Annotated in this window: 28 protein-coding genes; 27 read left to right on the plus strand and 1 reads right to left on the minus strand. The window is 74.2% G+C overall.

Annotation, left to right across the window (positions count from 1 at the left end; translation table 11 throughout):
• Positions 1-179: 179 nt before the first annotated feature.
• The 17 genes from ATJ88_RS07020 to ATJ88_RS07100 all read left to right on the plus strand — a co-directional run bounded on the left by ATJ88_RS07020 (position 180) and on the right by ATJ88_RS07100 (position 15800).
• A complete protein-coding gene (locus tag ATJ88_RS07020; protein WP_098463200.1) occupies positions 180-1454 on the plus strand; it encodes an ammonium transporter in 1275 nt (424 codons plus the stop codon).
• On the plus strand, positions 1451-1789 hold the full coding sequence (locus ATJ88_RS07025; RefSeq protein ID WP_098463201.1) for a P-II family nitrogen regulator: 339 nt from the start codon (positions 1451-1453) through the stop codon (positions 1787-1789). The genes ATJ88_RS07020 and ATJ88_RS07025 overlap by 4 nt, the downstream gene beginning before the upstream one ends.
• Before the next feature lie 6 nt (positions 1790-1795).
• Positions 1796-3658 carry a [protein-PII] uridylyltransferase family protein gene (locus ATJ88_RS07030; protein WP_098463202.1) on the plus strand — a complete coding sequence of 621 codons (1863 nt, stop codon included), beginning with the start codon at positions 1796-1798 and terminating at the stop codon, positions 3656-3658.
• 45 nt (positions 3659-3703) lie between these two features.
• On the plus strand, positions 3704-5329 hold the full coding sequence (ffh, locus tag ATJ88_RS07035; RefSeq protein WP_098463203.1) for a signal recognition particle protein: 1626 nt from the start codon (positions 3704-3706) through the stop codon (positions 5327-5329).
• Positions 5330-5364: 35 nt separating this feature from the next.
• A complete protein-coding gene (locus tag ATJ88_RS07040; protein ID WP_098463204.1) occupies positions 5365-6477 on the plus strand; it encodes an amidohydrolase family protein in 1113 nt (370 codons plus the stop codon).
• 203 nt (positions 6478-6680) lie between these two features.
• Positions 6681-7097 (plus strand): 30S ribosomal protein S16, encoded by a 417-nt coding sequence (rpsP, locus tag ATJ88_RS07045; RefSeq protein WP_098463205.1) that lies wholly within the window; start codon positions 6681-6683, stop codon positions 7095-7097.
• Entirely contained in the window at positions 7097-7336 is a 240-nt protein-coding gene (locus ATJ88_RS07050) for an RNA-binding protein (RefSeq protein WP_098463206.1), read from the plus strand. The genes rpsP and ATJ88_RS07050 overlap by 1 nt, the downstream gene beginning before the upstream one ends.
• 124 nt (positions 7337-7460) lie before the next feature.
• Positions 7461-8015 (plus strand): ribosome maturation factor RimM, encoded by a 555-nt coding sequence (rimM, locus tag ATJ88_RS07055; protein WP_098463207.1) that lies wholly within the window; start codon positions 7461-7463, stop codon positions 8013-8015.
• 2 nt (positions 8016-8017) lie between these two features.
• Positions 8018-8827, plus strand: a complete 810-nt coding sequence (gene trmD / locus ATJ88_RS07060) for a tRNA (guanosine(37)-N1)-methyltransferase TrmD (protein WP_098463208.1) — start codon at positions 8018-8020, stop codon at positions 8825-8827.
• A 233-nt stretch (positions 8828-9060) separates the two neighbouring features.
• The gene (rplS, locus tag ATJ88_RS07065) at positions 9061-9417 is read left to right on the plus strand and encodes a 50S ribosomal protein L19 (RefSeq protein ID WP_098463209.1); all 357 of its coding nucleotides are present in this window, start codon (positions 9061-9063) and stop codon (positions 9415-9417) included.
• Between the two features lie 110 nt (positions 9418-9527).
• Positions 9528-10343: a signal peptidase I gene (lepB, locus tag ATJ88_RS07070; protein ID WP_245852202.1), complete on the plus strand. Its 816-nt coding sequence runs from the start codon at positions 9528-9530 to the stop codon at positions 10341-10343.
• On the plus strand, positions 10340-11155 hold the full coding sequence (locus ATJ88_RS07075) for a ribonuclease HII (RefSeq protein WP_098463211.1): 816 nt from the start codon (positions 10340-10342) through the stop codon (positions 11153-11155). The genes lepB and ATJ88_RS07075 overlap by 4 nt, the downstream gene beginning before the upstream one ends.
• 7 nt (positions 11156-11162) lie before the next feature.
• The gene (locus ATJ88_RS07080; RefSeq protein WP_098463212.1) at positions 11163-11462 is read left to right on the plus strand and encodes a DUF2469 domain-containing protein; all 300 of its coding nucleotides are present in this window, start codon (positions 11163-11165) and stop codon (positions 11460-11462) included.
• Positions 11463-11587: 125 nt separating this feature from the next.
• Complete coding sequence (locus ATJ88_RS07085) at positions 11588-11941, plus strand: YraN family protein (protein WP_098463213.1); 354 nt, start codon at positions 11588-11590, stop codon at positions 11939-11941.
• Positions 11941-13479, plus strand: a complete 1539-nt coding sequence (locus ATJ88_RS07090) for a YifB family Mg chelatase-like AAA ATPase (RefSeq protein ID WP_098463214.1) — start codon at positions 11941-11943, stop codon at positions 13477-13479. Before ATJ88_RS07085 ends, ATJ88_RS07090 begins: the two co-directional genes overlap by 1 nt.
• Positions 13472-14752: a DNA-processing protein DprA gene (dprA, locus tag ATJ88_RS07095; RefSeq protein WP_342744839.1), complete on the plus strand. Its 1281-nt coding sequence runs from the start codon at positions 13472-13474 to the stop codon at positions 14750-14752. The genes ATJ88_RS07090 and dprA overlap by 8 nt, the downstream gene beginning before the upstream one ends.
• A 103-nt stretch (positions 14753-14855) precedes the next feature.
• On the plus strand, positions 14856-15800 hold the full coding sequence (locus ATJ88_RS07100; RefSeq protein WP_098463215.1) for a tyrosine recombinase XerC: 945 nt from the start codon (positions 14856-14858) through the stop codon (positions 15798-15800).
• A 67-nt stretch (positions 15801-15867) separates the two neighbouring features.
• Here the strand turns inward: ATJ88_RS07100 and ATJ88_RS07105 are convergent, their stop codons facing one another.
• A complete protein-coding gene (locus ATJ88_RS07105; RefSeq protein ID WP_245852203.1) occupies positions 15868-16470 on the minus strand; it encodes a murein hydrolase activator EnvC family protein in 603 nt (200 codons plus the stop codon).
• A 471-nt stretch (positions 16471-16941) separates the two neighbouring features.
• Between ATJ88_RS07105 and rpsB the strand changes: the two genes are divergently transcribed.
• From rpsB to ispG, 10 genes are all read left to right on the plus strand, one after another.
• Positions 16942-17826: a 30S ribosomal protein S2 gene (gene rpsB, locus ATJ88_RS07115; RefSeq protein ID WP_098463217.1), complete on the plus strand. Its 885-nt coding sequence runs from the start codon at positions 16942-16944 to the stop codon at positions 17824-17826.
• An 81-nt stretch (positions 17827-17907) separates the two neighbouring features.
• The gene (gene tsf / locus ATJ88_RS07120) at positions 17908-18747 is read left to right on the plus strand and encodes a translation elongation factor Ts (protein ID WP_098463218.1); all 840 of its coding nucleotides are present in this window, start codon (positions 17908-17910) and stop codon (positions 18745-18747) included.
• A 160-nt stretch (positions 18748-18907) separates the two neighbouring features.
• The gene (gene pyrH, locus ATJ88_RS07125; RefSeq protein WP_245852205.1) at positions 18908-19672 is read left to right on the plus strand and encodes a UMP kinase; all 765 of its coding nucleotides are present in this window, start codon (positions 18908-18910) and stop codon (positions 19670-19672) included.
• Between the two features lie 44 nt (positions 19673-19716).
• Positions 19717-20274, plus strand: coding sequence for a ribosome recycling factor (frr, locus tag ATJ88_RS07130; protein WP_098463219.1), 558 nt, complete (start codon positions 19717-19719; stop codon positions 20272-20274).
• On the plus strand, positions 20274-21104 hold the full coding sequence (locus ATJ88_RS07135; RefSeq protein WP_098463220.1) for a phosphatidate cytidylyltransferase: 831 nt from the start codon (positions 20274-20276) through the stop codon (positions 21102-21104). Before frr ends, ATJ88_RS07135 begins: the two co-directional genes overlap by 1 nt.
• Before the next feature lie 103 nt (positions 21105-21207).
• Positions 21208-22302 carry a dual-specificity RNA methyltransferase RlmN gene (gene rlmN, locus ATJ88_RS07140; RefSeq protein WP_245852619.1) on the plus strand — a complete coding sequence of 365 codons (1095 nt, stop codon included), beginning with the start codon at positions 21208-21210 and terminating at the stop codon, positions 22300-22302.
• Positions 22299-22850, plus strand: a complete 552-nt coding sequence (locus ATJ88_RS07145) for a DivIVA domain-containing protein (RefSeq protein ID WP_098463221.1) — start codon at positions 22299-22301, stop codon at positions 22848-22850. The genes rlmN and ATJ88_RS07145 overlap by 4 nt, the downstream gene beginning before the upstream one ends.
• A 43-nt stretch (positions 22851-22893) precedes the next feature.
• Positions 22894-24072, plus strand: a complete 1179-nt coding sequence (gene dxr / locus ATJ88_RS07150; protein ID WP_098465190.1) for a 1-deoxy-D-xylulose-5-phosphate reductoisomerase — start codon at positions 22894-22896, stop codon at positions 24070-24072.
• A 92-nt stretch (positions 24073-24164) separates the two neighbouring features.
• On the plus strand, positions 24165-25430 hold the full coding sequence (locus ATJ88_RS07155; protein ID WP_098463222.1) for a M50 family metallopeptidase: 1266 nt from the start codon (positions 24165-24167) through the stop codon (positions 25428-25430).
• Positions 25431-25540: 110 nt separating this feature from the next.
• Positions 25541-26683 carry a flavodoxin-dependent (E)-4-hydroxy-3-methylbut-2-enyl-diphosphate synthase gene (gene ispG / locus ATJ88_RS07160; protein WP_098463223.1) on the plus strand — a complete coding sequence of 381 codons (1143 nt, stop codon included), beginning with the start codon at positions 25541-25543 and terminating at the stop codon, positions 26681-26683.
• Positions 26684-26716 lie beyond the last annotated feature (33 nt).

Consider the following 26716-nt stretch of genomic DNA (forward strand, 5'->3'; position numbering starts at 1 on the left):
TCAGGTCACGGCCCGGTCACGACGGGCCGTGACCTGTCTCGCAGTGCGGACCGAAACTCGATGTTTACCCGGGTGAGGCGTCTGTCACACGGCTGTAACACCACCTCCGTCCAGTGGAAACCCTGCACCGCCACGGTGGTCCCCGACCGGCCAAACGGGCTGGCGAGGGGAGTAGCACAATGGAGCTGGATACCGGAGCAACCGCGTGGATGCTGACGTCAGCGTCTCTCGTGCTCCTGATGACGCCTGGTCTGGCGTTGTTCTACGGGGGCATGGTCCGCGGCAAGTCCGTCCTCAACATGATGATGATGTCCTTCGGTGCGATCGCCGTCACCGGCGTCATCTACGTGCTGTGGGGCTGGTCGATGTCCTACGGCAGCGACATCGGCGGCATCATCGGTAACCCGTTCGACCAGTTCGCGCTCCAGGGTGCGATCTACGACGAGGCCGGGAACTTCCTCATCGACGACTTCGGCGTCCCGGGCATCGTCGGCGTCGGCTTCCAGGCCACCTTCGCGATCATCACCGTGGCCCTGATCTCCGGTGCCATCGCCGACCGCGTGAAGTTCGGCACCTGGATGGTCTTCGCGGGCCTCTGGGTCACGTTCGCCTACTTCCCGATGGCGCACATGGTCTGGGGCGGCGGCCTCCTCTCGGGTGACGGTCCCTTCGCCTCGATCGCCGCGCCGATCGACTTCGCCGGTGGCACGGTCGTCCACATCAACGCCGGTGCGGCCGCGCTCGTCCTCGCCCTCGTGGTCGGCAAGCGCAAGGGCTTCGGCACCGAGCCGATGCGCCCGCACAACCTCACCCTGGTCATGCTCGGCGCCGCCCTGCTGTGGTTCGGCTGGTTCGGCTTCAACGGTGGTTCGGCCTTCACCGCGGACGGCTTCGCCGGTCTCGCCTGGGTCAACACCACCACCGCGACCGCCGCCGCCGTCATCGGCTGGCTGGTCGTCGAGAAGCTCCGTGACGGCTCGGCCACCTCCCTCGGTGCCGCCTCGGGCGTCGTCGCCGGTCTCGTCGCGATCACCCCGGCCGCCGGCTCCGTCAGCCCGTTCGGCTCGATCTTCGTCGGCGTCATCGCCGGTGTGCTGTCCGCCTACGCGGTCGGCCTGAAGTACAAGCTCGGCTACGACGACTCGCTCGACGTCGTCGGCGTCCACCTCGTCGCCGGCCTCTGGGGCACGCTGTCCATCGGCTTCCTCGCGACCGAGACCGGCCTGTTCTACGGTGGCGGCGTCAACCAGCTCGCCGTCCAGGCCATCATCGCCGTCGTCGCCGTGGTCTTCTCGGCCGTCGTCACGTTCGTCCTGGCGATCATCCTCAAGCCCACCCTGGGCTGGCGCGTGTCGGAGGAGGCCGAGGTCAACGGCATCGACCTCGCCGTCCACAGCGAGTCCGCGTACGAGGGGATCCAGTCTGGTTCCGTCATCAAGGAGGTCCGCGCATGAAGCTCGTCACCGGGGTCATCCAGCCCCACCGTCTCGACGACGTGAAGTCGGCCCTGGAGGCCGCCGGCGTCCGGGGGATGACCGTCAGCGAGGCCAGCGGCTACGGCCGGCAGAAGGGCCACACCGAGGTCTACCGCGGCGCGGAGTACACGGTGGACCTGGTCCCCAAGGTCCGTGTCGAGATCCTCGTGTCCGACGCCGACGCCGCGGCCATCGTGGACGTCGTCGTGGGCGCGGCCCAGACGGGCAAGATCGGTGACGGCAAGGTCTGGACGGTGCCGGTCGACGACGTCGCCCGGGTCCGCACGGGCGAGCACGGCGACGCCGCTCTCTGAGCCTCGATGACCGACCTTCCCCACCAGGACGGCGGTCCCACGCAGCAGGCCCCGCACCCCGGCACCGGGGTGCGGGGCCCTGTCGTGGGGCTCCGCGAGGAGCTGCTCGCCACGGCCGGGCGGCTCACCGGCCCGGGCCGCTCGGGCGTCGCGCGCCGGGCGGCCCTCCAGCAGGTCGTGACGGACCGGCTCGGCCCGCTCTACGCCCAGGCGACCGCCGACGTCGACCCGGCGGGGCTCGCGCTGGCCGCGGTCGGCTCGCTCGGCCGGGGCGAGCTGGGCCCGCTGTCCGACCTCGACCTCGTCCTCGTCCACGACGGGCGCACCCACAAGCCGGACGAGCTGGCGCGCGTCGCCGAGCGGCTCTGGTACCCGCTGTGGGACTCGGGCGTGGACATCGACCACGCGGTGCGCTCCCTGAACCAGACGCGGCAGCTCGCGATGCGGGACCTGCCTGCGGCCGTCGGCTGGCTGGACGTGCGTCCGGTGGCCGGCGACGCGGTGGTGGTGCACCGTGCGGCGTCGGGGATCCTCACCGACTGGCGGTCGGCGTCGCGGCGCCGGCTGCCCGAGCTGCTGTCGAGCGTCAAGGAGCGCGCCGAGCGCTCGGGCGACCTCGCGTACCTCATCGAGCCCGACCTCAAGGACGCCCGCGGCGGCATCCGCGACGCCGTGGTGCTGTCCGCGCTGGCCGCCACGTGGCTGACCGACCGCCCGCACGGCCGCGTCGACACGTCGTACGCGCACCTGCTGGACGTGCGCGACACGCTGCAGGTGGTGACGCGGCGCCGGTCCACGAAGCTGCTGCTGGCGGACCTGGACGAGGTCGCTGCGCTGTGCGGGTTCGACGACCCGGACGAGCTCCTGGCGAGCCTCGCCGAGGCGGGCCGGGAGATCTCCTTCGCGCTCGACTCGACGATCCGCCGCGCCCGGCAGGCCCTGCAGCGCCCGGCCGCGCGCCGTCCCGTCCTGGTCCGGGGCCGGCGGCAGCCGCCCCGCCTGCGCTCGGTGGGCGAGGGCCTGGTCGAGCACGACGGCGAGCTGGTGCTGGCCGTGAGCGCGGTGCCGTCGCAGGACCCGACGCTGTCGCTGCGGGCGGCGGCGACCGCCGCCCGCACGGGCCTGGTGCTCTCGCCGGTGACCATGCAGTCGCTCGCGGAGTGCCCGCCGGTGCCGGAGCCGTGGCCCGCCACCGCCCGCGGCCACCTCCTCGCCCTGCTCGGGTCGGGCACGGCCCAGGTGCACGTCTGGGAGGCGCTGGACCTCGCCGGCGCCGTGACGACCTGGATCCCGGAGTGGGCGGACGTGCGCAACAAGCCGCAAAGGGCGGCGATCCACCGGCACACGGTCGACCGGCACCTCGTGGAGACCGCCGCCCTGGCGGCCTCCGTGCGCCGCCGTCGCATCGCCCAGGGCGTCCCTGCGGATCTGCTGCGCGCGGACCTGCTGGGGGTCACGGCGATCCTGCACGACATCGGCAAGCGGCGGGGGGCGCGGAGCGACGACCACTCGGTGGAGGGGGAACGGGTCGTCGGGCCGATCGTGCGTCGGATGGGGTTCGACGAGGACTTCGTCGCCGACGTGGAACGTCTGGTGCGTCACCACCTCACGCTGGCGGGTCTGGCGACGCGGTCGGACCCGGAGGACCCGGCCACGGTCGCGGCCCTGCTGGCGGGCGTCGACCACCGGCGCGACCTGCTGGAGGTGCTGCGGGCCCTGACGGAGTGCGACGCCTCCTCGCTCGGGCCGGCCGGCTGGACGGGCTGGCGGGCCAGTCTCGTCGACCAGCTCACGGCACGGGCCCGCGCGGCGCTGGCCGCGACGGAGGCGACGCCCGCGGACGGAGGGCCCGCCGCCGACGGCCGGTAGGCTGGGGGACCGCACGTCATCCATCCCCGTGAAGAGGACCACCTGGTGTTCAACTCCCTGTCGGACCGGCTCACCGCGACCTTCAAGAACCTGCGCGGCAAGGGTCGGCTCTCCGAGGCGGACATCGACGCGACCGTGCGCGAGATCCGTCGCGCGCTGCTCGACGCCGACGTCGCCGTGCCCGTGGTGCGCGAGTTCACCGCCGCGGTGCGCGAGCGCGCGCTGGGCGCCGAGGTGTCCGGGGCGCTGAACCCGGCGCAGCAGGTCGTCAAGATCGTCAACGCCGAGCTCGTCGAGATCCTCGGCGGGCAGACCCGCACGCTGCAGCTGGCCAAGACCCCGCCGACGGTGATCATGCTCGCCGGCCTCCAGGGCGCGGGCAAGACGACGCTCGCCGGCAAGCTGGCGCTCGCGCTCAAGGAGCAGGGCCACACGCCCCTGCTCGTCGCGGCGGACCTCCAGCGCCCGAACGCCGTCACGCAGCTCGCGGTCGTCGCGGAGCGGGCGGGCGTGCCCGTGTTCGCCCCGCACCCGGGCAACACGAGCAGCGCCGACGGCGAGACCGACACCATCATCGGCGACCCGGTGGGCGTGGCCCGTGACGGCGTCGCCGAGGCGCGGTCCAAGCAGCACGACGTCGTCATCGTCGACACGGCGGGCCGCCTGGGCGTCGACCGGCTGCTCATGCAGCAGGCGGCGGACATCCGTGCCGCGATCACGCCGGACGAGGTCCTGTTCGTCATCGACGCGATGATCGGTCAGGACGCGGTGACGACGGCGCAGGCCTTCCTCGACGGCGTCGACTTCACCGGCGTGGTGCTGTCCAAGCTCGACGGCGACGCCCGCGGTGGTGCCGCCCTGTCGGTCGCGAAGATCACCGGCCGGCCGATCATGTTCGCCTCCACCGGCGAGAAGCTCACCGACTTCGAGGTGTTCCACCCGGACCGCATGGCGTCGCGCATCCTCGACATGGGTGACGTCCTCACGCTCATCGAGCAGGCCGAGCGGGCGTTCGACGCCGACGAGGCCGAGCGGATGGCCGCGAAGGTGGCCGGCGGCGAGGACTTCACCCTCGCCGACTTCCTGGTGCAGATGCAGCAGATGAAGAAGCTCGGCTCGATGAAGAAGATGCTCGGCATGATGCCGGGCATGGCGCAGATGCGCGAGCAGCTCGAGAACTTCGACGAGCGCGAGGTGGACCGCGTCCAGGCGATCATCCAGTCGATGACGCCCGCGGAGCGGGACAACCCGAAGATCATCAACGGCTCGCGCCGCGCCCGCATCGCGCGCGGTTCCGGGCAGACGACGACGGCCGTGAACGGTCTGCTGGACCGGTTCGCCCAGGCCCAGAAGATGATGCGCCAGATGGCCCGCGGCGGCGGGATGCCGGGCATGCCGGGCGGCATGCCGGGGATCCCGGGGATGCCGGGCGGCGGCAAGAAGGCGCGGGGCAAGCAGGCTCCGGCGCGCAAGGTCAAGGGCAAGTCCGGCAACCCGGCCAAGCGGGCGCAGCAGGAGCGCGAGGCGATGCAGCGCGCCCTCGGCGGCGGCGCGAAGCCGGCCGGTCCGGCGGGCTCCGCGTTCGGGGTCGGCACGCAGGACGCCGAGCCCGCGAACCTCGACGACCTCCAGCTGCCCGCGGGTCTCGACAAGTTCCTGGGCGGTCGCTGAGCGCCTGCGGGCCCTCGCGGCGCTACGCTTCCCCCATGTCGGTGCCGCACGTCCCCCTGCACGTCACGGGTCATGTCCTCCTGGACGGCGACCGCGAGGTCGGTGAGATGTGGGTGCGCGACGGTCGGATCAGCCTGTTGCGGCCCACGCCCCAGGGCAGCCCCGCCACCGAGCTCGAGGGCTGGGTGCTGCCGGGGCTCGTCGACGTCCACTGCCACCTGGGCCTCGACGCCGGGGGAGCGACCGAGCCGGACACGGCCGCGAAGCAGGCCCTCACGGACCGTGACAGCGGCGTGCTGCTGGTGCGGGACGCGGGCTCGCCGCTGGACACGTCGTGGGTCCACGCGCGCGCCGACCTGCCCCGCCTGGTGCGGGCCGGGTCGCACCTGGCGCGCCCCAAGCGCTACCTGCGCCACTACGGGGTCGAGCTCGACGACGTGGAAGCGCTGCCGGAGGCGGTGCGCGCCGAGGCCCGGGCCGGCGACGGCTGGGTCAAGGTCGTGGCCGACTGGATCGACCGGGACCTGGGCGCCGACGGCGACCTGACGCCGCTGTGGCCGGCGGACGTGCTCGCCGAGGCGGTGCGGGCCGCGCACGCCGAGGCGGCACGGGTGACCGTCCACGCGTTCTCCGAGGAGGTCGTGCCCGACCTGCTCGCGGCCGGCGTCGACGGCATCGAGCACGGCACCGGCATCCCGCCCGAGCTCATGGGCGAGGTCGCCCAGCGTCAGGTCCACGTCACGCCCACGCTGCTGCAGGTCGGCCAGTTCGAGAACATCGCGGCGCAGGCCGACGGCAGGTACCCGCGGTTCGCCGCACGGATGCGGCGCATGCACGAGCGCCGGTACACCCAGGTCCGCGAGATGTACGAGGCCGGGATCCCGCTGCTGGTGGGCACCGACGCGGGCGGCACCATCGACCACGGCAGGATCGCGGACGAGTGCGCCGAGCTGGTGGCCGCCGGCATCCCCGACGCCGAGGTCGTCGCGATGGCGACCTGGCGCGCGCGGGCCTTCCTCGGGCACGGGTCGATGGTCGAGGGCGCGAGCGCGGACTTCGTGGTCTACCCCGCCGACCCGCGCCAGGACGTCGCGGTGCTGCGGCACCCCACGGCCGTGGTGCTCCGCGGCCGCATCGTCGCCCCGTGACCCGCCGCCCGCCGCGGCGCCGGTGTGACGCAACCGTGGTCGGGCAGAGGTTGGGGGACACCCCCGCGATCTGGCACAATGTCCGGGTACTCGGCGTGCCCAGGCCCCTCTCACCTGCGCCCGCCCGGTCCTGACCCGACCGCCCGCCGGACCCCACCGGCACGGCGCCAGGGTCGCACCCACAGAACCAGGAGACCACTCAAGTGGCCGTCAAGATCCGTCTGAAGCGTCTCGGCAAGATCCGGGCCCCGTACTACCGCATCGTCGTGGCCGACTCGCGCACCAAGCGCGACGGTCGTGTCATCGAGGAGATCGGCAAGTACCACCCGACCGAGGAGCCCTCGTTCATCGAGGTCGACTCCGAGCGTGCGCAGTACTGGCTGGGCGTCGGCGCGCAGCCGACCGAGCAGGTCGCCGCCATCCTCAAGGTGACCGGCGACTGGCAGAAGTTCAAGGGTCTCGAGGGCGCCGAGGGCACCCTCAAGACCAAGCAGGGCACCACCGACACCGCCGCCGCGGTCGAGGCCGTGCACGCCGAGGCCGAGAAGGTCAAGGCGAAGGCCTCCGAGGCCAAGTCCGAGGAGAAGGCGGAGTCCACCGAGGACGAGGCCGGGGCCTGATGCTCGCCGACGCCCTCGAGCACCTCGTGCGCGGCATCGTCGACAACCCGGACGACGTCCGGGTCACGGCCCGCACGCAGCGCCGGGGCGACCTGCTCGAGGTCCGGGTGCACCCCGACGACCTCGGGCGGGTCATCGGTCGAGGAGGCCGCACCGCCAAGGCGCTGCGCACCGTCGTCGGTGCGCTGTCGTCCGACGGCCCGGTGCGGGTCGACGTCGTGGACGTCGACCGCCGCTGACCGACCACGGGCACGCCGACGAGGCCCGGTCCCCCCGCGGGACCGGGCCTCGTCGTGTTCACTGGCACCGACCGGCACCGCAGCGGTGCCGCTGGGCTCGACGGCCCACGACCAAGGAGACGACATGGACCTGGTGGTCGCCCGCATCGGACGGGCCCACGGACTGCGCGGCGAGGTAGGCCTCGACGTGCGCACGGACGTCCCGCAGGAGCGGTTCGTCGTCGGGGCGGTGCTGGCGACGGCGCCCGCCGCCGCGGGACCGCTCACCGTGACGAGCGCCCGCACCCACCAGGGGCGGTGGCTCGTCGGGTTCGCCGGGGTGTCCGACCGGACCGGTGCCGAGGCGCTGCGCGGCGTCGAGCTCGTCGTCACCGAGGACGTCTCCGCCGAGGAGGACGCCTGGTACCCGCACGAGCTCGCGGGACTGCGGGCCGAGCTGGCCGACGGCACGGTCGTCGGCGAGGTCGTGGGGCTCGAGCACCTGCCCGCCCAGGACGCCCTGGTCGTGAAGGAGACCGGGGGCGAGCGGACGCTCGTGCCGTTCGTCCGCGCGATCGTGCCCGAGGTCGACGTCCCCGGCGGCCGGGTCGTCCTGACCCCGCCCGGTGGGCTGCTCGCCCGGGACGCGGACGCCGCGATCGTGGACCGCGCCGACGACGACGCCGAGGGCGAGGCCTGAGCGTGCGGGTCGACGTCGTCACGATCTTCCCCGACTACCTCGCGGCGCTGGACCTGTCCCTCGTGGGCAAGGCGCGCCGGTCCGGGCTCCTCGACCTGCGGGTCCACGACCTGCGCGACTTCACGACCGACCGGCACCGCACGGTCGACGACACCCCGTTCGGCGGGGGCGCGGGCATGGTCATGCGACCCGACGTCTGGGGTCGCGCGCTGGACGACCTCATGGGCGATCCCGCCGGCGCGGGCGAGCCGCCCGCGGGCGCGCACCTCGTCGTGCCGACGCCGTCGGGGGAGGTGTTCACCCAGCGGCACGCCGAGCGGCTGGCCGAGGCGGAGCACCTGGTGGTCGCGTGCGGTCGGTACGAGGGCATCGACGCGCGCGTCGTCGAGCACTACCGCGCGGCGGGGCACCCGGTGAGCGAGCTCTCCATCGGCGACTACGTCCTCAACGGCGGCGAGGTCGCGGCCCTCGTCATGATCGAGGCCGTCGGCCGGCTGCTGCCGGGCGTCGTCGGCAACCCGCACTCCCTGGTCGAGGAGTCCCACGGGGCCGCCGGCCTGCTGGAGTACCCGGTCTACACCAAGCCCCCGGCGTGGGACGGGCACGACGTGCCGGAGGTCCTGCTGTCCGGGCACCACGGCCGCATCGAGCGGTGGCGTCGTGACCAGGCGCTCGAGCGCACCGCCCGGCGCCGCCCGGACATGGTCGCGGCGCTCGACCCGGCCGGGCTCGACCGCCGCGACCGCGAGGTGCTCGCAGGGCTCGGCTGGACGGTCGACGAGGACGGCGTCCACCCGGGCGACGGCTCCTGAGCCGAGGTCGCGTGCCCGCCCGACGGGCCGGTGGTGCGCGTCACGACCTGCCCGCGCCCGCCGCGCGGGGCGTTGTGGCAGAATGGTGCGTCGGTGTGCCGCAGCCCGGACTCTGCCACAGGGGAGACCAGCGGGCCGAGACACGGCGCACCACCACTGACGACACCAGGGTCCGCGCCGCCGTGCCGGCCCTCCGATGCTTGCTCTGACCTGTGGCAGGGTGGGGAGAGAACATGAAGACGCTCGACTTCGTCGACGCAGCCTCGCTGCGCTCCGACGTGCCGGACTTCCGCGCCGGCGACACCGTCAAGGTCAACGTCAAGGTCATCGAGGGCAACCGCTCCCGTGTGCAGGCCTTCCAGGGCATCGTCATCGCCCGCCGGAACAACGGCATCGGCTCGACGTTCACCGTCCGCAAGATCAGCTTCGGCGTCGGCGTCGAGCGCACCTTCCCGGTGCACGCCCCGACCATCGAGTCGATCGAGCTCGTGACCCGCGGTGACGTCCGCCGGGCCAAGCTGTACTACCTGCGCAAGCTGCGCGGCAAGAAGGCGAAGATCCGCGAGAAGCGCGACACCCCCGCCAAGTGAGCCGTGCGGCCCCGTCCGGGCCGCCGCCACGCCGACGGGCGGCACCTCCTGCGGGAGGTGCCGCCCGTCGGCGTTTCGCCTTCCCGGCAGGCCCGTGGGAAGGTGTGCTCGTGGCAGACTCCGACCCCATGACGTCCCCGAACCGTCGGCACGGTCCCGACGACGACGCCCCGGCGAGCCGCCCCTCCGACGAGGAGGTCACGACCCGCTCGGAGTCCGCCCCCGCCCACGCCGCCGCACCCTCGGGGCACCGCGGCGGACGGGGCATGAGCCTGCTGCGCGAGACCGCGATCATCGTCGTCTCGGCGCTCGTGCTGTCGTGGCTGATCAAGACCTTCCTGGTCCAGGCGTTCTTCATCCCGAGCTCGTCGATGGAGGACACCCTCCAGATCGGCGACCGCGTCATGGTCTCCCGCCTCGTCCCGGACGTGCTCGACGTGCACCGCGGCGACGTCGTCGTCTTCAAGGACCCGGGCGGCTGGCTCCCCCCGTACGAGGCGCCCGACAAGGGCCCGGTCGGCAACGCCGTGCGCGACGCCGCCACCTTCGTCGGTCTGCTGCCGCAGGACACCGGCGAGCACCTCATCAAGCGCGTCATCGGCATGCCGGGGGACACGGTCGAGTGCTGCGACGCCGAGGGTCGGGTGAGCGTCAACGGGGTGCCGATCGACGAGACGTACATCGCCCCGGGCTCGGTGCCGAGCCAGACGGAGTTCTCCACCGTCGTGCCCGACGACATGCTGTTCGTCATGGGTGACAACCGCCAGCACTCCCAGGACTCCCGGTACAACACCGGCAAGCCCGGCGGCGGGTTCGTCCCGATCGACAACGTGGTGGGCAACGCCTTCGTCATCGTCTGGCCGTTCCCCGACATGACGCTGCTGCGCAACCCGGCCGACGTCTTCGCCGAGGTACCGGAGCCATGACCGGGGCCGCGCGACGCCGCAGTCCCACGCTGCGCACCGAGCGGGCGCTGCTGTCCGAGGGTGCGCGCCTGGTCGGCGGCATGGACGAGGTGGGGCGTGGCGCGCTGGCGGGACCCGTCAGCGTCGGGCTCGTCGTCGTCGACGCGACCACCCGGACGGCGCCGCGCGGGCTGACCGACTCCAAGCTGCTGTCGCCGACGGCGCGCGAGGCGCTGGTGGAGCCGCTGCGGCACTGGGCGGTCGCCTGGGCCGTGGGCCATGCCGGCCCCGCGGAGATCGACGCGCACGGCATCGTCGCCGCGCTGCGGCTGGCGGGCCGGCGCGCACTGGCCCAGGTGCGGCGCAGCCTCGGCGACGTCGACGCGGTGCTGCTCGACGGCTCCCACGACTGGCTCAGCCGCCCGGCCGCCGACCTGTTCGAGGCGGCCGCGCTGGACCCCGGCAGCGGGCTCGACGCCCCGGAGCCCGGCGTGCGGACCCTGGTCAAGGCCGACCTGCAGTGCTCGTCGGTCGCGGCGGCCAGCGTGCTGGCCAAGGTGGAGCGCGACGGCCTGCTCCGACGGCTCGCCGCGCAGTACCCGCACTACGCGTGGGACCAGAACAAGGGCTACTCGGCGCCGGCGCACCTGGACGCGCTGCGCCGCCAGGGCCCCACCCCGCAGCACCGTCGTTCCTGGAACCTGCGGGTCCTGGAGGACGCGCCGCCCGCGCCTCCGGCCCCGGCCGGCCGGTCCGACGTGGTGCGCGAGATCTCCGAGCAGGCGAGCCTCGGGACACCGCTCGACGTGTCCTTCCGTTCCCGGGTGGGATGATGGGCGCGTGAGCGCTGAGGACCTGGAGAACTACGAGAACGAGATGGAGCTCGCGCTCTATCGCGAGTACCGGGACGTCGTGGGGCTGTTCTCGTACGTGGTGGAGACCGAACGACGGTTCTACCTCGCCAATCAGGTCGACCTCCAGGTGAGGTCCGCCGCCGGCGAGGTGTACTTCGAGGTGCGGTTGTCCGACGCGTGGGTGTGGGACGTCTACCGGTCGGCCCGGTTCGTCAAGTCCGTGCGGGTGGTGACCTTCAAGGACGTCAACGTCGAGGAGCTCGCCAAGGCCGAGATCGCCCTCTGACGCACGGACGTCACCTCGCCGGCCCGTCCACAGGACCGCCGGGGTGGTGACGATCCACAGGCCGCCCTGCCGCCCGTGGCGGGCGACCGGTCCCGCGCGGCAGCGTGCTGCGCGGAGGTGGTTCCGTGCAGGCGAAGGACGCCGTCGGGCGCTACGGCGAGAAGCTGGCCGCCCGGCATCTGACCGGGCTCGGTTACGAGGTGCTCGACCGCAACTGGCGAGGGGCGGCGGGCGAGATCGACCTCGTCGTGCGCCACGGCGGGACCGTCGTGGTCGTCGAGGTCAAGACCCGGCGCGGGCTCGCCCACGGGCACCCGGCCGAGGCCGTCACCCGGGCCAAGCTGGCACGGCTGCGACGCCTCGCGGGGGAGTGGCTGCACGCCCACCCCGGGGCGCGGGACGTCCGCATCGACGTCGTCGCCGTCGTCCTGCCGCGCGCCGGCGCCGCGCAGGTCGAGCACCTCGTCGGGGTGTCGTGATGGGGTTCGCCACGACCGCCGCGGTCGCCCTCACCGGCATGGAGGGACACCTCGTGGAGGTGCAGGCGCAGCTCGCGGCCTCCGTGCCCGGGTTCACCCTGGTCGGGCTGCCCGACGCCGCGCTCGCCGAGTCCCGCGACCGGGTGCGCGCCGCCGTGCTGTCCACCGGGATCGAGTGGCCGCACCGGCGGATCACCGTCAACCTCTCGCCGGCGTCGCTGCGCAAGTCCGGCTCGGCGTTCGACCTCGCCGTCGCCGTGGCGGTCCTCGCCGGTCACCGGCTGCTGCCCGCGCCGGGCCTGGACCGGGTCGTCCACCTCGCCGAGCTCGGGCTCGACGGCCGCCTCCAGCCGGTGCGCGGCGTGCTGCCCGCGGTGGCCGCGGCCGTCGGCGCGGGCCTGTCGGACGTGGTCGTCGCGGCCGAGGACGCCGCGGAGGCCGCGCTGGTCCCCGGCGCCCGCGTCCACGGCGCCGCCCACCTCGCCGACGTCGTCCGGCTCCACGGCGGCGACCTCGCGCACGAACCGGTCGTCGGCGCGGTCTCCCGCCCCCGGCCCGTGCCCGCGCGGCGCGCCGTCGGCGACCTCGCCGACGTCCTCGGTCAGCACGAGGCACGTCTGGCGCTCGAGATCGCCGCCGCCGGCGGCCACCACCTGCTCATGGTGGGACCGCCCGGCGCCGGCAAGACCATGCTCGCGGCACGGCTGCCGGGCATCCTGCCCGACCTGACCGACGACGAGGCCGTCGAGGTGACCAGCGTGCACTCCGTCGCGGGGACGTTCGACCCCGGGCAGGGGCTGCTGCGCCGGCCACCGTTCGAGGACCCGCACCACACCGCCACCCCCGCGTCGGTCGTCGGCGGCGGGTCGGGCCTCGCCCGGCCCGGTGCCGTGTCCCGCGCGCACCGTGGCGTGCTGTTCCTCGACGAGGCCCCCGAGTTCAGCCCGCGCGTGCTGCAGACGCTGCGCCAGCCGTTGGAGGCCGGCGAGCTGGTGCTGCACCGGGCGGGCGGGGCGGCCCGCTACCCCGCCCGGTTCCAGCTCGTGCTGGCGGCCAACCCGTGCCCGTGCGGCATGGCGGGCACCGACGCCGGGGCGGGCTGCGGCTGCACGTCGCTCGCCCGCCGCCGGTACCTCGGGCGGCTGTCGGGCCCCCTGCTCGACCGGGTGGACCTGCACGTCCGGCTCGACGGCCCGACGCGGGCCGACCGCGTGCTCGGGTCGGCGGGGGAGTCCACCGCGACCGTGGCGGACCGCGTCCGGGACGCCCGGGAGGCGGCCCGGGCCCGGCACGCCGGGACGACCTGGACCACCAACGCCGAGCTGCCCGGTCCCTGGCTGCGGGACCGGCTGCGCGGCGAGGCGGGGCTGCTGTCTAGGGTGGAGCGACAGATCGACGCGGGCGTGCTGTCCCTGCGCGGAGCCGACCGGCTCCTGCGCGTCGCCTGCACCGTGGCGGACCTGGACGGTCGGGAGGTCCCGACCGTCGACGACGTGGACACCGCCCTGGTGCTCCGGACGGGAGAGCACCGTGGATGACCTCACGACACCGGACCGGGGGCCGGCCCCGACCGTGCCGCGTGCCGCGCGGCTGCTGGTGTTCGACGGCGACGACCCCCGCCTCGCCGCCGCGGCGTGGAGCCGCCTGGCCGAGCCGGGCGACGTCGTGGCCGGCGCCCTGGTCGCCCAGCTGGGCGCGCCGGGCGCGCTGGCCTGGCTCGTGGACGCCGTCGCGGACCCGGGGCGCGCGGTCGCCGGTGCGGGTGGTGCGGATGCCCTCGCGGGGGACCCGGGCTCGGGCGTGCCGCCGGGGCTCCCGCCCGCCGGCCGGCGCCGCGCCGCCGAGCGCCTCGCCGCCGCGGTCGGGCGGTGGGCGCCCCGCCTGGCGTCCCTGGACCCGCGGCGCGAGCTGCGCGTCCTCGACCGGTGCGGCGGGACGCTGCTGCTGCCCGGCGACCCGGGCTGGCCGACCCGGCTCGACGACCTCGGTCCCGCCGCGCCGCTCGTGCTGTGGGTGCGTGGCCGCGCCGACGTGGCGTCGTGGTCGCGCCGGTCCGTCGCGGTCGTGGGGGCGCGCGCCGCGACGTCCTACGGCGAGCGTGTCTCCGCCGAGCTCGGCTCCGGGCTGGCCGAGCGCGGCTTCACGGTGGTCTCGGGCGGCGCCTACGGCATCGACGTGGCCGCGCACCGGGGGGCCGTCGCGGCGGAGGGCACCACCTGCGCCGTGCTGGCGGGCGGTGTCGACCGCTTCTACCCGCAGGGCAACGAGGACGTCCTGCGGCGCGTCGCGGCGACGGGAGCCGTCCTCAGCGAGGTCCCGCCCGGGTCCGCTCCGTTCCGCCAGCGCTTCCTCGCCCGCAACCGCGTCATCGCCGCGCTGACGTCGGCCACGGTGGTCGTGGAGGCCGCGCACCGGTCCGGGGCGCTGTCGACCGCGCGCCGGGCGGCGGAGCTGCTGCGACCGGTCGGCGCGGTGCCCGGCCCCGTGACCTCCATGGCGTCCGCGGGGTGCCACGCGCTGCTGCGGGACGCCGTGGCGGTCTGCGTCACCGGTCCCGACGACGTGGCGGACCTGGCGGGGGCGGTCGGGGCCGAGGTCGCCGCGCCGCCGCCCCGCACGGAGCTCCCGCGGGACGCCCTGGGACCCGACGAGCGCGTCCTGTGGGACGCGGTCCCGGCCCGGTCGGCGGCGTCGGTCGACTCCGTGGCGCGCGCCGCGGGACTCGACCCGCGCCGGGTGCTCACGCTGCTCGGCGGGCTCGAGCGGCGCGGGCTCGTCCGCCGTGACGGAGGACGCTGGCGGCGGGACTGAGCCTCCACCGTGCGAGCGGGGAGCGACCGTGCCCGGCGCGAGGACGCGAAACGCCGGGCCACCTGCGACGTCACCCCGGTGGCCGGCGTCACACTGGGCGACGATGCCGGACCCGGACCTGCCCCCGCTGCCCACCGCGCTCGCGAGCGCGGTGGACGGTTTCACGCGGTTCCTCGCCACCCGCCAGGGGCACTCCGACCACACCCGCCGCGCCTACCGCGCCGACGTCACCGGGCTGCTGCGCCACGCCGTGCGCCACGGGGCCGCGACGCTCGACGACGTGGACCTCGCGCTCCTGCGCGGCTGGCTCGCGGCCCAGGCCGACCGTGGCCTGTCCCGGGCCACTCTGGCCCGGCGGGGCGCGTCCGCGCGGTCGTTCCTGCGCTGGGCGCACGACGAGGGGCTGGTGGCCACCGACGTCTCGTCCCGCCTCGCGACACCCAAGGTCGCCCGCACGCTGCCCACCGTGCTGTCCGTCCCCGCCGCCCGGCGGCTGATGGAGTCCGCCGAGGAGGCCGTGGCGGGCGCCGAGCCGGAGCGGCGTCCGGCCGCGCTGCGCGCGTGGGCGGCGGCCGAGCTGCTGTACGGCTCCGGGGTGCGGGTCGGCGAGCTCGTGCAGGTGGACGTGGGGGACCTGGACCTCGACGAGCGTCTCGTGCGGGTGCTGGGCAAGGGCGGCAAGGAGCGGGTGGTGCCGTTCGGCGTGCCGGCGGCGCGCGCCCTGCGCCGCTGGGCGGACGAGGGCCGTCCCGAGCTCCGGCACGCGGGCTCTCCGGCGGCGCTGTTCCTCGGTGACCGCGGCGGCCGCTGGGGTCAGCGCCAGGCGCGGGAGTCGGTGCACGCCCTCGCCGCGACGGCGGGCGTGGAGGACGTCGCGCCGCACGCGCTGCGCCACTCGGCCGCGACGCACCTGCTGGCCGGGGGGTCGGACCTCCGGTCCGTGCAGGAGGTGCTCGGGCACGCCGACCTGGGTACGACGCAGCGGTACACGCACGTGGACGCCGAGCGGCTGCGCAGTGTGTTCCAGCAGGCCTTCCCCCGCGCCTGAGCGGCCTGGCCGGGGACGGGGCCGCCGCCCTGCGCCGGGCCCCGTGCGGCGTCCCCGCCCGCCGGCGTCAGCCGGTGAGCGGCAGCAGCACGATCGGCGCGGCGCGGCCGAGGAGGACGAGCGGGTCGAGGTACTCCTCGCCGCGGCGCACGCCCCAGTGCAGGCACGTGGCGGGGGCGCAGTGCGACCCCGTGCCCACGACGACGCCGACGGCTCGCCCGGCGGGGACGACGGACCCGACGGGGACGGTCGCCTCGACGGGTTCGAGGGTGGAGCGCAGCTCGCCGTGCGTCACCACGACCAGGGGGCGTCCTGCCACCGCACCGGCGAACGTGACGACCCCGTCGGCGGGGGCGACGGCCTGCGCCCCGGGAGCGGACGCGAGGTCGACGCCGCGGTGCCCGGGCAGCCAGCGGGCGGTCGGGAGGTCGGCGGGCGCGACGACGGCGCCGTCGACGGGTGCGCGCCAGCCGGGTGCGGGGGCGTGGTGCGTCGTGCCGGGCGCGCCGACCGGGTCGCCCTCGGCGCCCGTTGCCGTGGTCACGGCTGCGTCGGCCGACGCGGCGGGCAGGAGCGTCAGCAGGACGAGGGCGGCCGCGCGGGCGGCACGGCGACCCCGGCGGCGGGGGGCCGCGGGGCGGCGGGCGGGTACGGTGGTCGGTCGGCTCACGGGGTCCAGCGTGGTCGCGGGCGCGGCGGTCCTCCCGGGCGCGCACGAGTGCTGTGGAGTGCGGCCCGCGCGGGGCGTCGGTGGACGCTCGCCGAGGTGCTGCACACCACGTCCGCGGCCGGTCCCACGGTTCAGGACGGTCGGGTAGACTGTCCGCTGCGACCAACCGTGTCCGCATCCACCTCCGTCCAGGCCTGTCGGCCTGCCCCCGGGGGAGAGGTGCGGGCGCCGGTCGACATCGCGCGTCACGGACGCGTCGCGGGACCCGGGAGGCCGGGGGCCGGGGCGCGGTCGCGTCGGCAGCGGTCCGCCCGCGGCATCCCGCCCCGGTCGGCGCCGACGCGGGTGACGCCAGGGGTGACGGGCCCGACGCCCGCCACCGACAACCGGAACCGCGGCCCCCCGTGCGGGGCGGTCGCCGACGCGTGCGCCACCGGGTTGATCCCGGGGCGTACGGCGAAAGGACGTGTCATGGCCGTCGTGACCATGCGCCAGCTCCTCGAGAGCGGTGTCCACTTCGGGCACCAGACCCGCCGTTGGAACCCGAAGATGAAGCGCTTCATCTTCACCGAGCGCAACGGCATCTACATCGTCGACCTCCAGCAGTCGCTGTCGTACATCGACCGCGCCTACGAGTTCGTCTCCCAGACCGTCGCCCACGGCGGCTCGATCCTGTTCGTCGGCACCAAGAAGCAGGCGCAGGAGCCCGTCGCGGAGCAGGCCGCGCGCGTCGGCATGCCCTACGTGAACCACCGCTGGCTCGGTGGCATGCTGACCAACTTCACCACCGTGCACAAGCGTCTCCAGCGCCTCAAGGAGCTCGAGGAGATCGACTTCGACGACGTCGCGGCCTCCGGCCTGACGAAGAAGGAGCTCCTGGTCCTGCGTCGCGAGAAGGACAAGCTCGCCCGCACCCTCGGTGGCATCCGCGACATGGCCAAGACCCCGTCGGCCGTGTGGATCGTGGACACCAACAAGGAGCACCTGGCCGTCGACGAGGCCCGCAAGCTCGGCATCCCCGTCGTGGCGATCCTCGACACGAACTGCGACCCGGACCAGGTCGACTTCGCGATCCCGGGCAACGACGACGCGATCCGTTCCGTCACGCTGCTCACCCGCGTGATCGCCGACGCCGTCGCCGAGGGCCTCATGCAGCGCGCCTCCGGCAAGAAGGGCGACGCCGCCGAGGCCGAGGCCGAGCCGCTGGCCGAGTGGGAGCGCGAGCTCCTCGCCGGCGCCGAGGCCGACGCCGCGGCCCAGGCCGCCCCGGCGGAGGAGGCCCCCGCCGAGGCCGCTCCGGCCGACGCCACCGAGGCCGCTCCGGCCGAGGCCGAGGGCGCCGAGAAGTCCGAGTGAGCCCGGTGCGGGCCGGCCGCACGCCGGCCGGCCCGCACCCCGCCCACCGCACACCGACCCACCTGCACGGAGGACACCCCCATGGCGAACTACACCGCCGCTGACATCAAGGCGCTGCGCGAGCGCACCGGTGCCGGCATGCTCGACGTCAAGAAGGCCCTCGACGAGGCCGCCGGCGACGCCGAGAAGGCCGTCGAGATCATCCGCAAGAAGGGCCTCGCCCGCGCCGCCAAGCGTGAGGGCAACGCCACCTCCGAGGGCCTCGTGGCCGTCAAGGTCTCCGACGTCGACGGCGGCCAGACCGCCACGATGATCGAGCTCAACGCCGAGACGGACTTCGTCGTCAAGAACGAGAAGTTCATCGCTCTCGCCGAGGCCGTCCTCGAGGCCACCGACGCCGCCGGTGCGACCGACGCCGAGTCGGCCCTGGCCGCCCCGGCCGCCGAGGGCACCGTGGGCGACACCATCGCGGCGCAGGGCGCCACGATGGGCGAGAAGGTCGTGCTGCGCCGTGTCGCGCGCGTCGAGGGCCCGAAGGTCACCGCGTACCTGCACAAGACCGCCAAGGACCTGCCGCCGTCGATCGGCGTCCTGGTCGTGACGGACGAGGCCGGCGAGCCCGCCGCCAAGGACGTCGCGCAGCACATCGCCGCGCTGTCCCCGACCTACCTGACCCGCGAGGACGTCCCCGCGGACGTCGTGGAGAAGGAGCGCGAGATCGCCCGCGAGGTGTCGATCGCCGAGGGCAAGCCCGAGGCCGCGCTGCCGAAGATCGTCGAGGGTCGCCTCAACGGGTTCTTCAAGGACGCCGTCCTCGTGGACCAGCCGCTGGCGAAGGACACCAAGACCACGGTGGGCAAGCACGTCGCTGCCACCGGTGGCGAGCTCAAGGGCTTCGTCCGCTTCCGCGTCGGCAACTGACGCGACCCGGCCCGGCCGCACCTCGGTGCGGCCGGGCCGTCGCATGCTCGCCCACGGCCGCCGGCTGCAGGGGCGGGCACGGGCATCCGGTGTCAGGATGCGCCAGGAGACCTCGTCCCGGGTCGTGCGGTCCCGGGCGTCGACAGAGACGGACGGTGTCATGACCCAGATCGACCAGACCGAGACCCGGACCTCCGAGCCCGCCTTCGACGCCACCGGCGCCCGCCGCGTGCTGCTCAAGCTCTCGGGCGAGGCGTTCGGCGGCGGGAGCGTCGGGCTCGCCACGGACGTGGTGCGGCGGGTCGCGCAGGAGATCGGCGACGCCGTCCGCCAGGGCGTGCAGGTCGCGATCGTGGTCGGCGGCGGGAACTTCTTCCGTGGTGCCGAGCTGTCCCGGGCGGGCCTGGACCGGGCGCGTGCCGACTACATGGGCATGCTCGGCACGGTGATGAACTGCCTCGCCCTCCAGGACTTCCTCGAGCAGGACGGGATCAAGACGCGCGTCCAGACCGCCATCACGATGGGGCAGGTCGCCGAGCCGTACATCCCGCTGCGCGCGATCCGCCACCTGGAGAAGGGCCGCGTGGTCATCTTCGGCGCGGGCGCCGGGATGCCGTACTTCTCCACGGACACGGTCTCGGTGCAGCGCGCGCTGGAGACGCACTGCGACGAGGTCCTCATGGGCAAGAACGGGGTCGACGCCGTCTACTCGGCGGACCCCCGCACGAACCCGGACGCACGCCGCCTCGAGCACGTCACCTACACCGACGCGCTCGTGCAGCGTCTCGGCGTCATGGACGACACGGCACTGGCCCTCTGCCGGGACAACGACGTGCGCATGCGCGTGTTCGGCCTCGAGGAGACGGGTAACGTGACCCGTGCGCTGCTCGGTGAGCAGATCGGCACGTCGATCACGACGCGCTGAACCACCATCCACACCACGAACCGCGAACGAACAAGGAGCACCGGGTGATCGACGAGACCCTCCTCGAGGCCGAGGAGAAGATGGACACGGCGATCGACTTCGCCAAGGAGCAGTTCGCGGGTATCCGCACGGGGCGTGCCAACGCCGGGATGTTCTCCTCGATCCAGGTGGACTACTACGGGGCCCCCACGCCGCTGCAGCAGCTCGCGTCGTTCAACATCCCCGACGCGCGCACGGTGCTCATCACGCCGTTCGACAAGAGCTCGATGACGACCATCGAGAAGGCGCTGCGCGAGTCCGACCTCGGCGTGAACCCGTCGAACGACGGCAACGCCATCCGCATCATCATGCCCGCGCTGACCGAGGAGCGTCGCCGCGACTACGTGAAGATGGCCAAGGGCAAGGCGGAGGACGCCCGCATCGCGGTGCGCGGCGTGCGCCGCAAGGCCAAGGAGCAGATCGACCGTCTGGTCAAGGACGGCGAGGTCGGCGAGGACGAGGGCGTGCGCGCGGAGAAGGAGCTCGAGGTCCTCACCAAGAAGCACGTCGAGCTGGTCGACCAGCTGCTCGCCGGCAAGGAGAGCGAGCTGCTCGAGGTCTGATGGCACCCGTCGACGCGCAGCGCACCTCCCGTGCCGGCCGCAACCTGCCGGCGGCGATCGCGGTGGGCGTCGGGCTCCTCGCGCTGCTCGCCGCCTCCCTCTGGTTCCGCCCGGAACCGTTCGTCGCCCTCGTGGTGGTGGCGCAGAGCGCCGCGCTGTGGGAGCTGCGCGCGGCGTTCGCGCGCCGTGACATCCACGTCCCGCTGACGCCCCTGGTGGTCGGCGGGGCGGGGATGGCGGTGTCGGCCTACGCCGCCGGTGCCGAGGCGCTGCTCGTCGCGTTTGTGCTGACGGTCGGGGGCGTCGTCGTGTGGCGCGTCCTGGACGGGTCCGGCCCACGGGCGCTGCGCGACGCCGCCGCGGCGGTGTTCGCGGCGACCTACCTGCCCTTCCTCGCGGGCTTCGTCCTGCTGATCCTGGACCAGCCGCGCGGCGAGCTGCGGGTCGTGCTGTTCGTCCTGCTCGCGGTGGCGAACGACGTCGGCGGCTACGTCGCCGGCGTGATGTTCGGCCGCCACCCGCTGGCCCGGTCGATCAGTCCCAAGAAGAGCTGGGAAGGGCTGGCCGGCTCCATCGCCCTGGCCGTCGTGGTCGGCGTCGTGGGCGCGGTGTGGGTCCTGGAGTCGTCCTGGGCGCTCGGCGTCGCGCTGGGCGTGCTGACGGCCGTCACGGCGACCGTGGGCGACCTCGCGGAGTCGCTCATCAAGCGCGACCTCGACCTCAAGGACATGGGATCGCTGCTGCCGGGCCACGGCGGCGTGCTGGACCGCCTGGACTCCCTGGTGGTCACCGCCCCGTTCGTCTACCTCGTCCTGGCCACCACCGTCTGAACCTCAGGAGCCTGCTGTGGCACCCACCGACAACCCGACCAGGACCGACCTCGGCGTCCCCGCCGTGCGGCCGTCCGACGAGACGCCGCCGATCCCGCTGCAGATGGCCCCGAAGCGCCGCGGCAAGCCGCCGCGCCACTTCGCGGACCTCACGCCCGAGGAGCGGGCGGCCTCCGTCGTGGAGATGGGGGAGAAGCCGTTCCGGGCCAAGCAGCTCGCGGCGCACTACTTCACCCACTACACCTCGGACCCCGCCGAGATGACGGACCTGCCGAAGGCGACCCGCGACGCGCTGGCGACCACGATGTTCCCGCCCCTGATCCGGCCGACGCGCCGGATGGAGGCGGACGGCGGCACGACCGTCAAGACGCTGTGGCACCTGTTCGACGACGCCAAGGTCGAGTCGGTGCTGATGCGCTACCCGCACCGCACGACGCTGTGCGTGTCGTCGCAGGCGGGCTGCGGCATGGCGTGCCCGTTCTGCGCGACGGGTCAGCTGGGCCTGACGCGCAACCTGTCGACGGCGGAGATCCTGGAGCAGGTGCGCGCGGCGTTCCGCACCCTGGACCGCGGCGAGATCCCGGGCGGGCGGGCGCGCCTGAACAACCTGGTGTTCATGGGCATGGGCGAGCCGATGGCGAACTACCGCGCGGTGATGGAGACGGTGCGCACGCTGGTCGCGCCGGAGCCGCAGGGCTTCGGGATGTCGGCGCGCAACATCACGGTGTCGACGGTGGGCCTGGTGCCGGCGATGCGACGGCTGGCGGACGAGGGCATCCCGGTGACCCTCGCGCTGAGCCTGCACGCGCCGGACGACGACCTGCGCAGCGAGCTGGTGCCGATCAACACGCGGTTCTCGGTGGACGAGGTGCTGGACGCCGCACGCCACTACTTCGAGGTGACCAAGCGCCGCGTGTCGATCGAGTACGCGCTCATCAAGGACATGAACGACCACGGCTGGCGCGCGGACCTGCTGGGCAAGAAGCTCAACGAGCGCGGTCGCGGCTGGGTGCACGTCAACCCCATCCCGCTGAACCCCACGCCGGGGTCGATCTGGACGGCCAGCGACCGTTCCGTGGAGGACGAGTTCGTGGCACGATTGCGCGGGCACGGCATCCCCACCACGATCCGTGACACCCGCGGGAGCGACATCGACGGCGCCTGCGGGCAGCTGGCCGCCGAGGAGGACGACGAGTGAGCACGCTCTTTTCGACCGTGTCGAAGATCAAGACCGGGTACGACCCGGACGAGGTCGACGACTTCTTCGACCACGCCCGGCAGGCCTACGAGGGCCGCACGCCGGAGCCGATGACGAACGCCGACATCGCAGGCTCGACGTTCGAGCTCGTGCGCGGCGGGTACAACACCCACGAGGTCGACGCCGCGCTGGACCGTCTGGAGGGCGCGTTCATCGCCCGGCAGCGGGCCGAGTTCGTCAACCAGCACGGTCAGGACGCGTGGATGGGCGCGCTCGCCGAGCGGGCGCGCACGCTGTACCCGCGGCTGGGCCGTCGCGACGGGCAGAAGTTCGCCCCGGCGGAGCGCGGCCAGCAGGGGTACGACATGGACGACGTGGACGCGTTGTGCGACCGGCTCGTCGGCTACTTCGACCGCCAGGAGCCGCTGACGGCGGCGGAGGTGCGCTCGGCGACGTTCGGTCGGGCGAAGGGCGCCGAGGCGTACTCCGAGGCCTCGGTGGACCGCTTCCTGGCTCGCGCGATCGAGGTCCTGCTCGGCGTCGAGTGACGTCGCGCGGCCGGACGGCCGCAGGCCTGCCAGGATGGCGGGCATGACGCGCACGGTGACGATCCTCGGGTCCACGGGTTCGATCGGGACGCAGGCCCTCGAGGTCGTGGCCGCCCACCCGGGCCGGTTCGTCGTCGTCGGGCTCGTGGCGGGCTCCGACGCCGCCGGGGTGGCCGAGCAGGCCGCCCGGTTCGGCGTCCGGACGGTGGGCCTGGCGGACCCGGGCGCCGCGCCCGCGCTGCGGGACGCGCTGCGCGCCCGGCTCGGTGCGGCGGCGTCCGGGATCGAGGTGGTCACGGGTCCGGGTGCGGCGACCGAGCTGGCGGGCCGCGGCAGCGACGTCGTCCTCAACGGCGTCACCGGGTCGGTGGGGCTGCGACCCACGCTGGCCGCGCTGGCGGGCGGGTCGACGCTCGCGCTGGCGAACAAGGAGTCCCTGGTGGTCGGCGGCGCGCTCGTGCGCGCCGCGGCCGCCGACCGCCAGGTGGTCCCCGTGGACTCCGAGCACTCGGCGATCGCCCAGGCGCTGCGGGGTGGTGCGCGCGCCGAGGTGCGCCGCCTCGTCCTGACGGCGTCCGGAGGGCCGTTCCGCGGGCGTTCCCGGGACGAGCTGCGCGCGGTGTCACCCGCCGACGCGCTCGCGCACCCGACGTGGTCGATGGGTCCGGTGGTGACGATCAACTCGGCCAGCCTGATGAACAAGGGCCTGGAGCTCATCGAGGCGCACCTGCTGTTCGACGTCCCGGCGGCGGACATCGCCGTGGTCGTGCACCCGCAGTCGGTGGTCCACTCGATGGTGGAGTTCCACGACGGGTCGACGCTCGCCCAGGCCTCCCCGCCCGACATGCGGCTGCCCATCGCGCTCGGGCTGTCCTGGCCGGACCGGCTCGACGCCGTCGTGCCTGCGTGCGACTGGAGCCGCGCGGCCACGTGGACGTTCGAGCCGCTGGACGACGCGACCTTCCCCGCGGTGGGCCTGGCCCGGGCCGCGCTGGCCGCCTCGGCGACGCACCCGGCGGTCCTCAACGCCGCGAACGAGCAGGCGGTGGCCGCGTTCCTCGGCGGTCGGGCGGGGTTCCTCGCGATCGTCGACGTCGTGGAGCGGGTGCTCGCCGAGCACGACGGGACGCCCGTCGACGCCGTGACCCTGGACGCGGTCGAGGACGCCGAGCGGTGGGCCCGGGCGCGCGCGGACGAGCTGCTGGGCGCTGCGGCCGGCTGACCACGGGGCTGCCCGCAAGCCTTCACCGCATCTGCGCGCGACGACGCCCCGGGCGACGCCCGGCACCCGCGACGTGTCCTACGCTCGACCTCGTGGACATCCTTCCCGTCGTCGTCGGCATCGTCGTGGTCGTGCTGGGCATCCTGGTCTCGATCGCCCTGCACGAGGTCGGGCACATGGTGCCCGCCAAGAGGTTCGGCGTCCGGGTGAGCGAGTACATGGTGGGCTTCGGCCCGACGCTGTGGTCGCGGCGCCGGGGCGAGACCGAGTACGGGATCAAGGCGATCCCGCTGGGCGGGTACGTGCGCCTGGTGGGCATGATGCCGCCCGCCCCGGCGGGCACGCGCCCGCGCGAGGGGTTCTTCTCCCGGGTCGTCGCGGACGCCCGGGACGCGAGCGTGAGCGAGATCCGTCCCGGCGAGGAGCACCGCGCCTTCTACCACCTGTCCACCCCGAAGAAGCTCGTCGTGATGCTCGGCGGCCCGGTGATGAACCTCCTCATCGCGGTGGTGCTGCTCGCGGTGGTGTTCCTCGGCATCGGGATGCCGGCGGCGACCACGACGGTGGAGTCCGTCGGCGACCACTCCGCCGCGGCCTCCGCGGGCGTCCTGCCGGGCGACGAGGTCGTCTCGTTCGACGGCGAGCCGGTGCAGGAGTGGACCCAGCTGGTCGGGATGGTCAACGACCGCGCCGGGCAGAGCGTGGAGATGGTGGTCGAGCGGGACGGCGAGCAGGTCGTCCTCGACGTCACCCCCACCCCCGCCGAGCGCCCGCTGACTGACGACCAGGGGTACGCCGTGACCGACGACGCGGGGGAGCCCGTGATGATCGACGGCGCCCTGCTGGGCGTGACGTCGGAGGTCGAGCGGCAGGCGCTGCCCGTGGCGACCGTCCCCGAGGCGGTGTGGCTCCAGGTGTCGGGCACCGCCGGGGCGATCGTCACGCTCCCCGTGCGCGTGTACGACGCGGCCCGGCAGGCGTTCACCGACGAGCCGCGCTCGCAGGACTCGGTGATGTCGGTCGTGGGCGTGGGTCGGGCGGCCGTCGACACCGCGGGCGCGGAGGACTACACCGTGCTCGCCCGGGTGCAGCTCATGCTCATGCTGCTCGCGTCGCTCAACATCGCGCTGTTCATGTTCAACCTCATCCCCTTGCTGCCGCTCGACGGCGGGCACGTCGTCAACGCGCTCTACGAGGGCGCGCGCCGCACGGTGGCACGGGTGCGGGGGGCCGAGCGTCCCGGTCCCGCCGACGTCGCCCGCATGATGCCCGTCGCGTACGTCGTGTTCGTGCTCCTGATCGGCGTGGGCGCGATCCTCATGGTCGCCGACGTCGTGGACCCGGTCCGCCTGTTCTGAACGTGAAGGTCGTGTGCCCGCGGGCCACGATCGGGTGACGAATCCGGCGAGCGAGTGTGTCCCGCGCCGCGACGGGCGATACTGGGCGCGTGACGTCCGTGAACCTGGGAATGCCCGCCCCGCCGGCACCGGTCCTCGCCCCCCGGCGACCGACGCGCAAGATCCGGGTCGGGGACGTCGAGGTCGGCGGCGACGCCCCGGTGAGCGTCCAGTCGATGACGACGACGCCCACGCACGACATCAACGCGACGCTCCAGCAGATCGCCGAGCTGACGGCCGCGGGCTGCGACATCGTCCGGGTGGCGGTGCCCACCGCCGACGACGCCGCGGCGCTGCCCGCGATCGCCGCGAAGTCGCAGATCCCCGTCGTCGCGGACATCCACTTCCAGCCGCGGTACGTGTTCGCCGCGATCGACGCCGGTTGCGCGGCCGTGCGCGTGAACCCGGGCAACATCCGCAAGTTCGACGACCAGGTCCGCGAGATCGCGGCCGCGGCGTCGGCCGCGGGCGTCTCGCTGCGGATCGGGGTCAACGCCGGCTCGCTCGACCCGCGGCTGCTCGAGAAGTACGGCCGGGCCACGCCGGAGGCCCTGGTGGAGTCCGCGGTGTGGGAGGCGTCCTTGTTCGAGGAGCACGACTTCCACGACTTCAAGATCTCCGTCAAGCACAACGACCCCGTGGTCATGGTGCGCGCCTACGAGCTGTTGTCCGAGCGGGGCGACTGGCCGCTGCACCTCGGCGTCACCGAGGCCGGTCCCGCGTTCCAGGGCACCATCAAGTCCGCCACCGCGTTCGGCGCGCTCCTCAGCCAGGGCATCGGCGACACCATCCGCGTGTCCCTGTCCGCGCCGCCGGTCGAGGAGGTCAAGGTCGGGCTCCAGATCCTCCAGTCGCTCAACCTGCGCGAGCGCAAGCTCGAGATCGTGTCGTGCCCGTCGTGCGGGCGCGCGCAGGTGGACGTGTACTCGCTGGCCGAGCGCGTCACCGCCGGCCTCGACGGCCTCGAGGTCCCGCTGCGGGTCGCCGTCATGGGCTGCGTCGTCAACGGCCCCGGCGAGGCGCGCGAGGCCGACCTGGGCGTCGCGTCCGGCAACGGCAAGGGCCAGATCTTCGTCAAGGGGGAGGTCGTGCGGACCGTCCCGGAGTCGATGATCGTCGAGACCCTCATCGACGAGGCCATGCGGCTCGCCGAGCAGATGCCCGCACCCGACGACGACGCCGTGGCGGGACCGCCCGTCGTCACGGTGTCGTGACGGGGGAGCGGTGAGCTGGCGGCCGACGAGCTG

The organism is Isoptericola jiangsuensis, from assembly GCF_002563715.1.
In the GTDB taxonomy this organism is placed as follows: Bacteria; Actinomycetota; Actinomycetes; order Actinomycetales; family Cellulomonadaceae; genus Isoptericola; species Isoptericola jiangsuensis.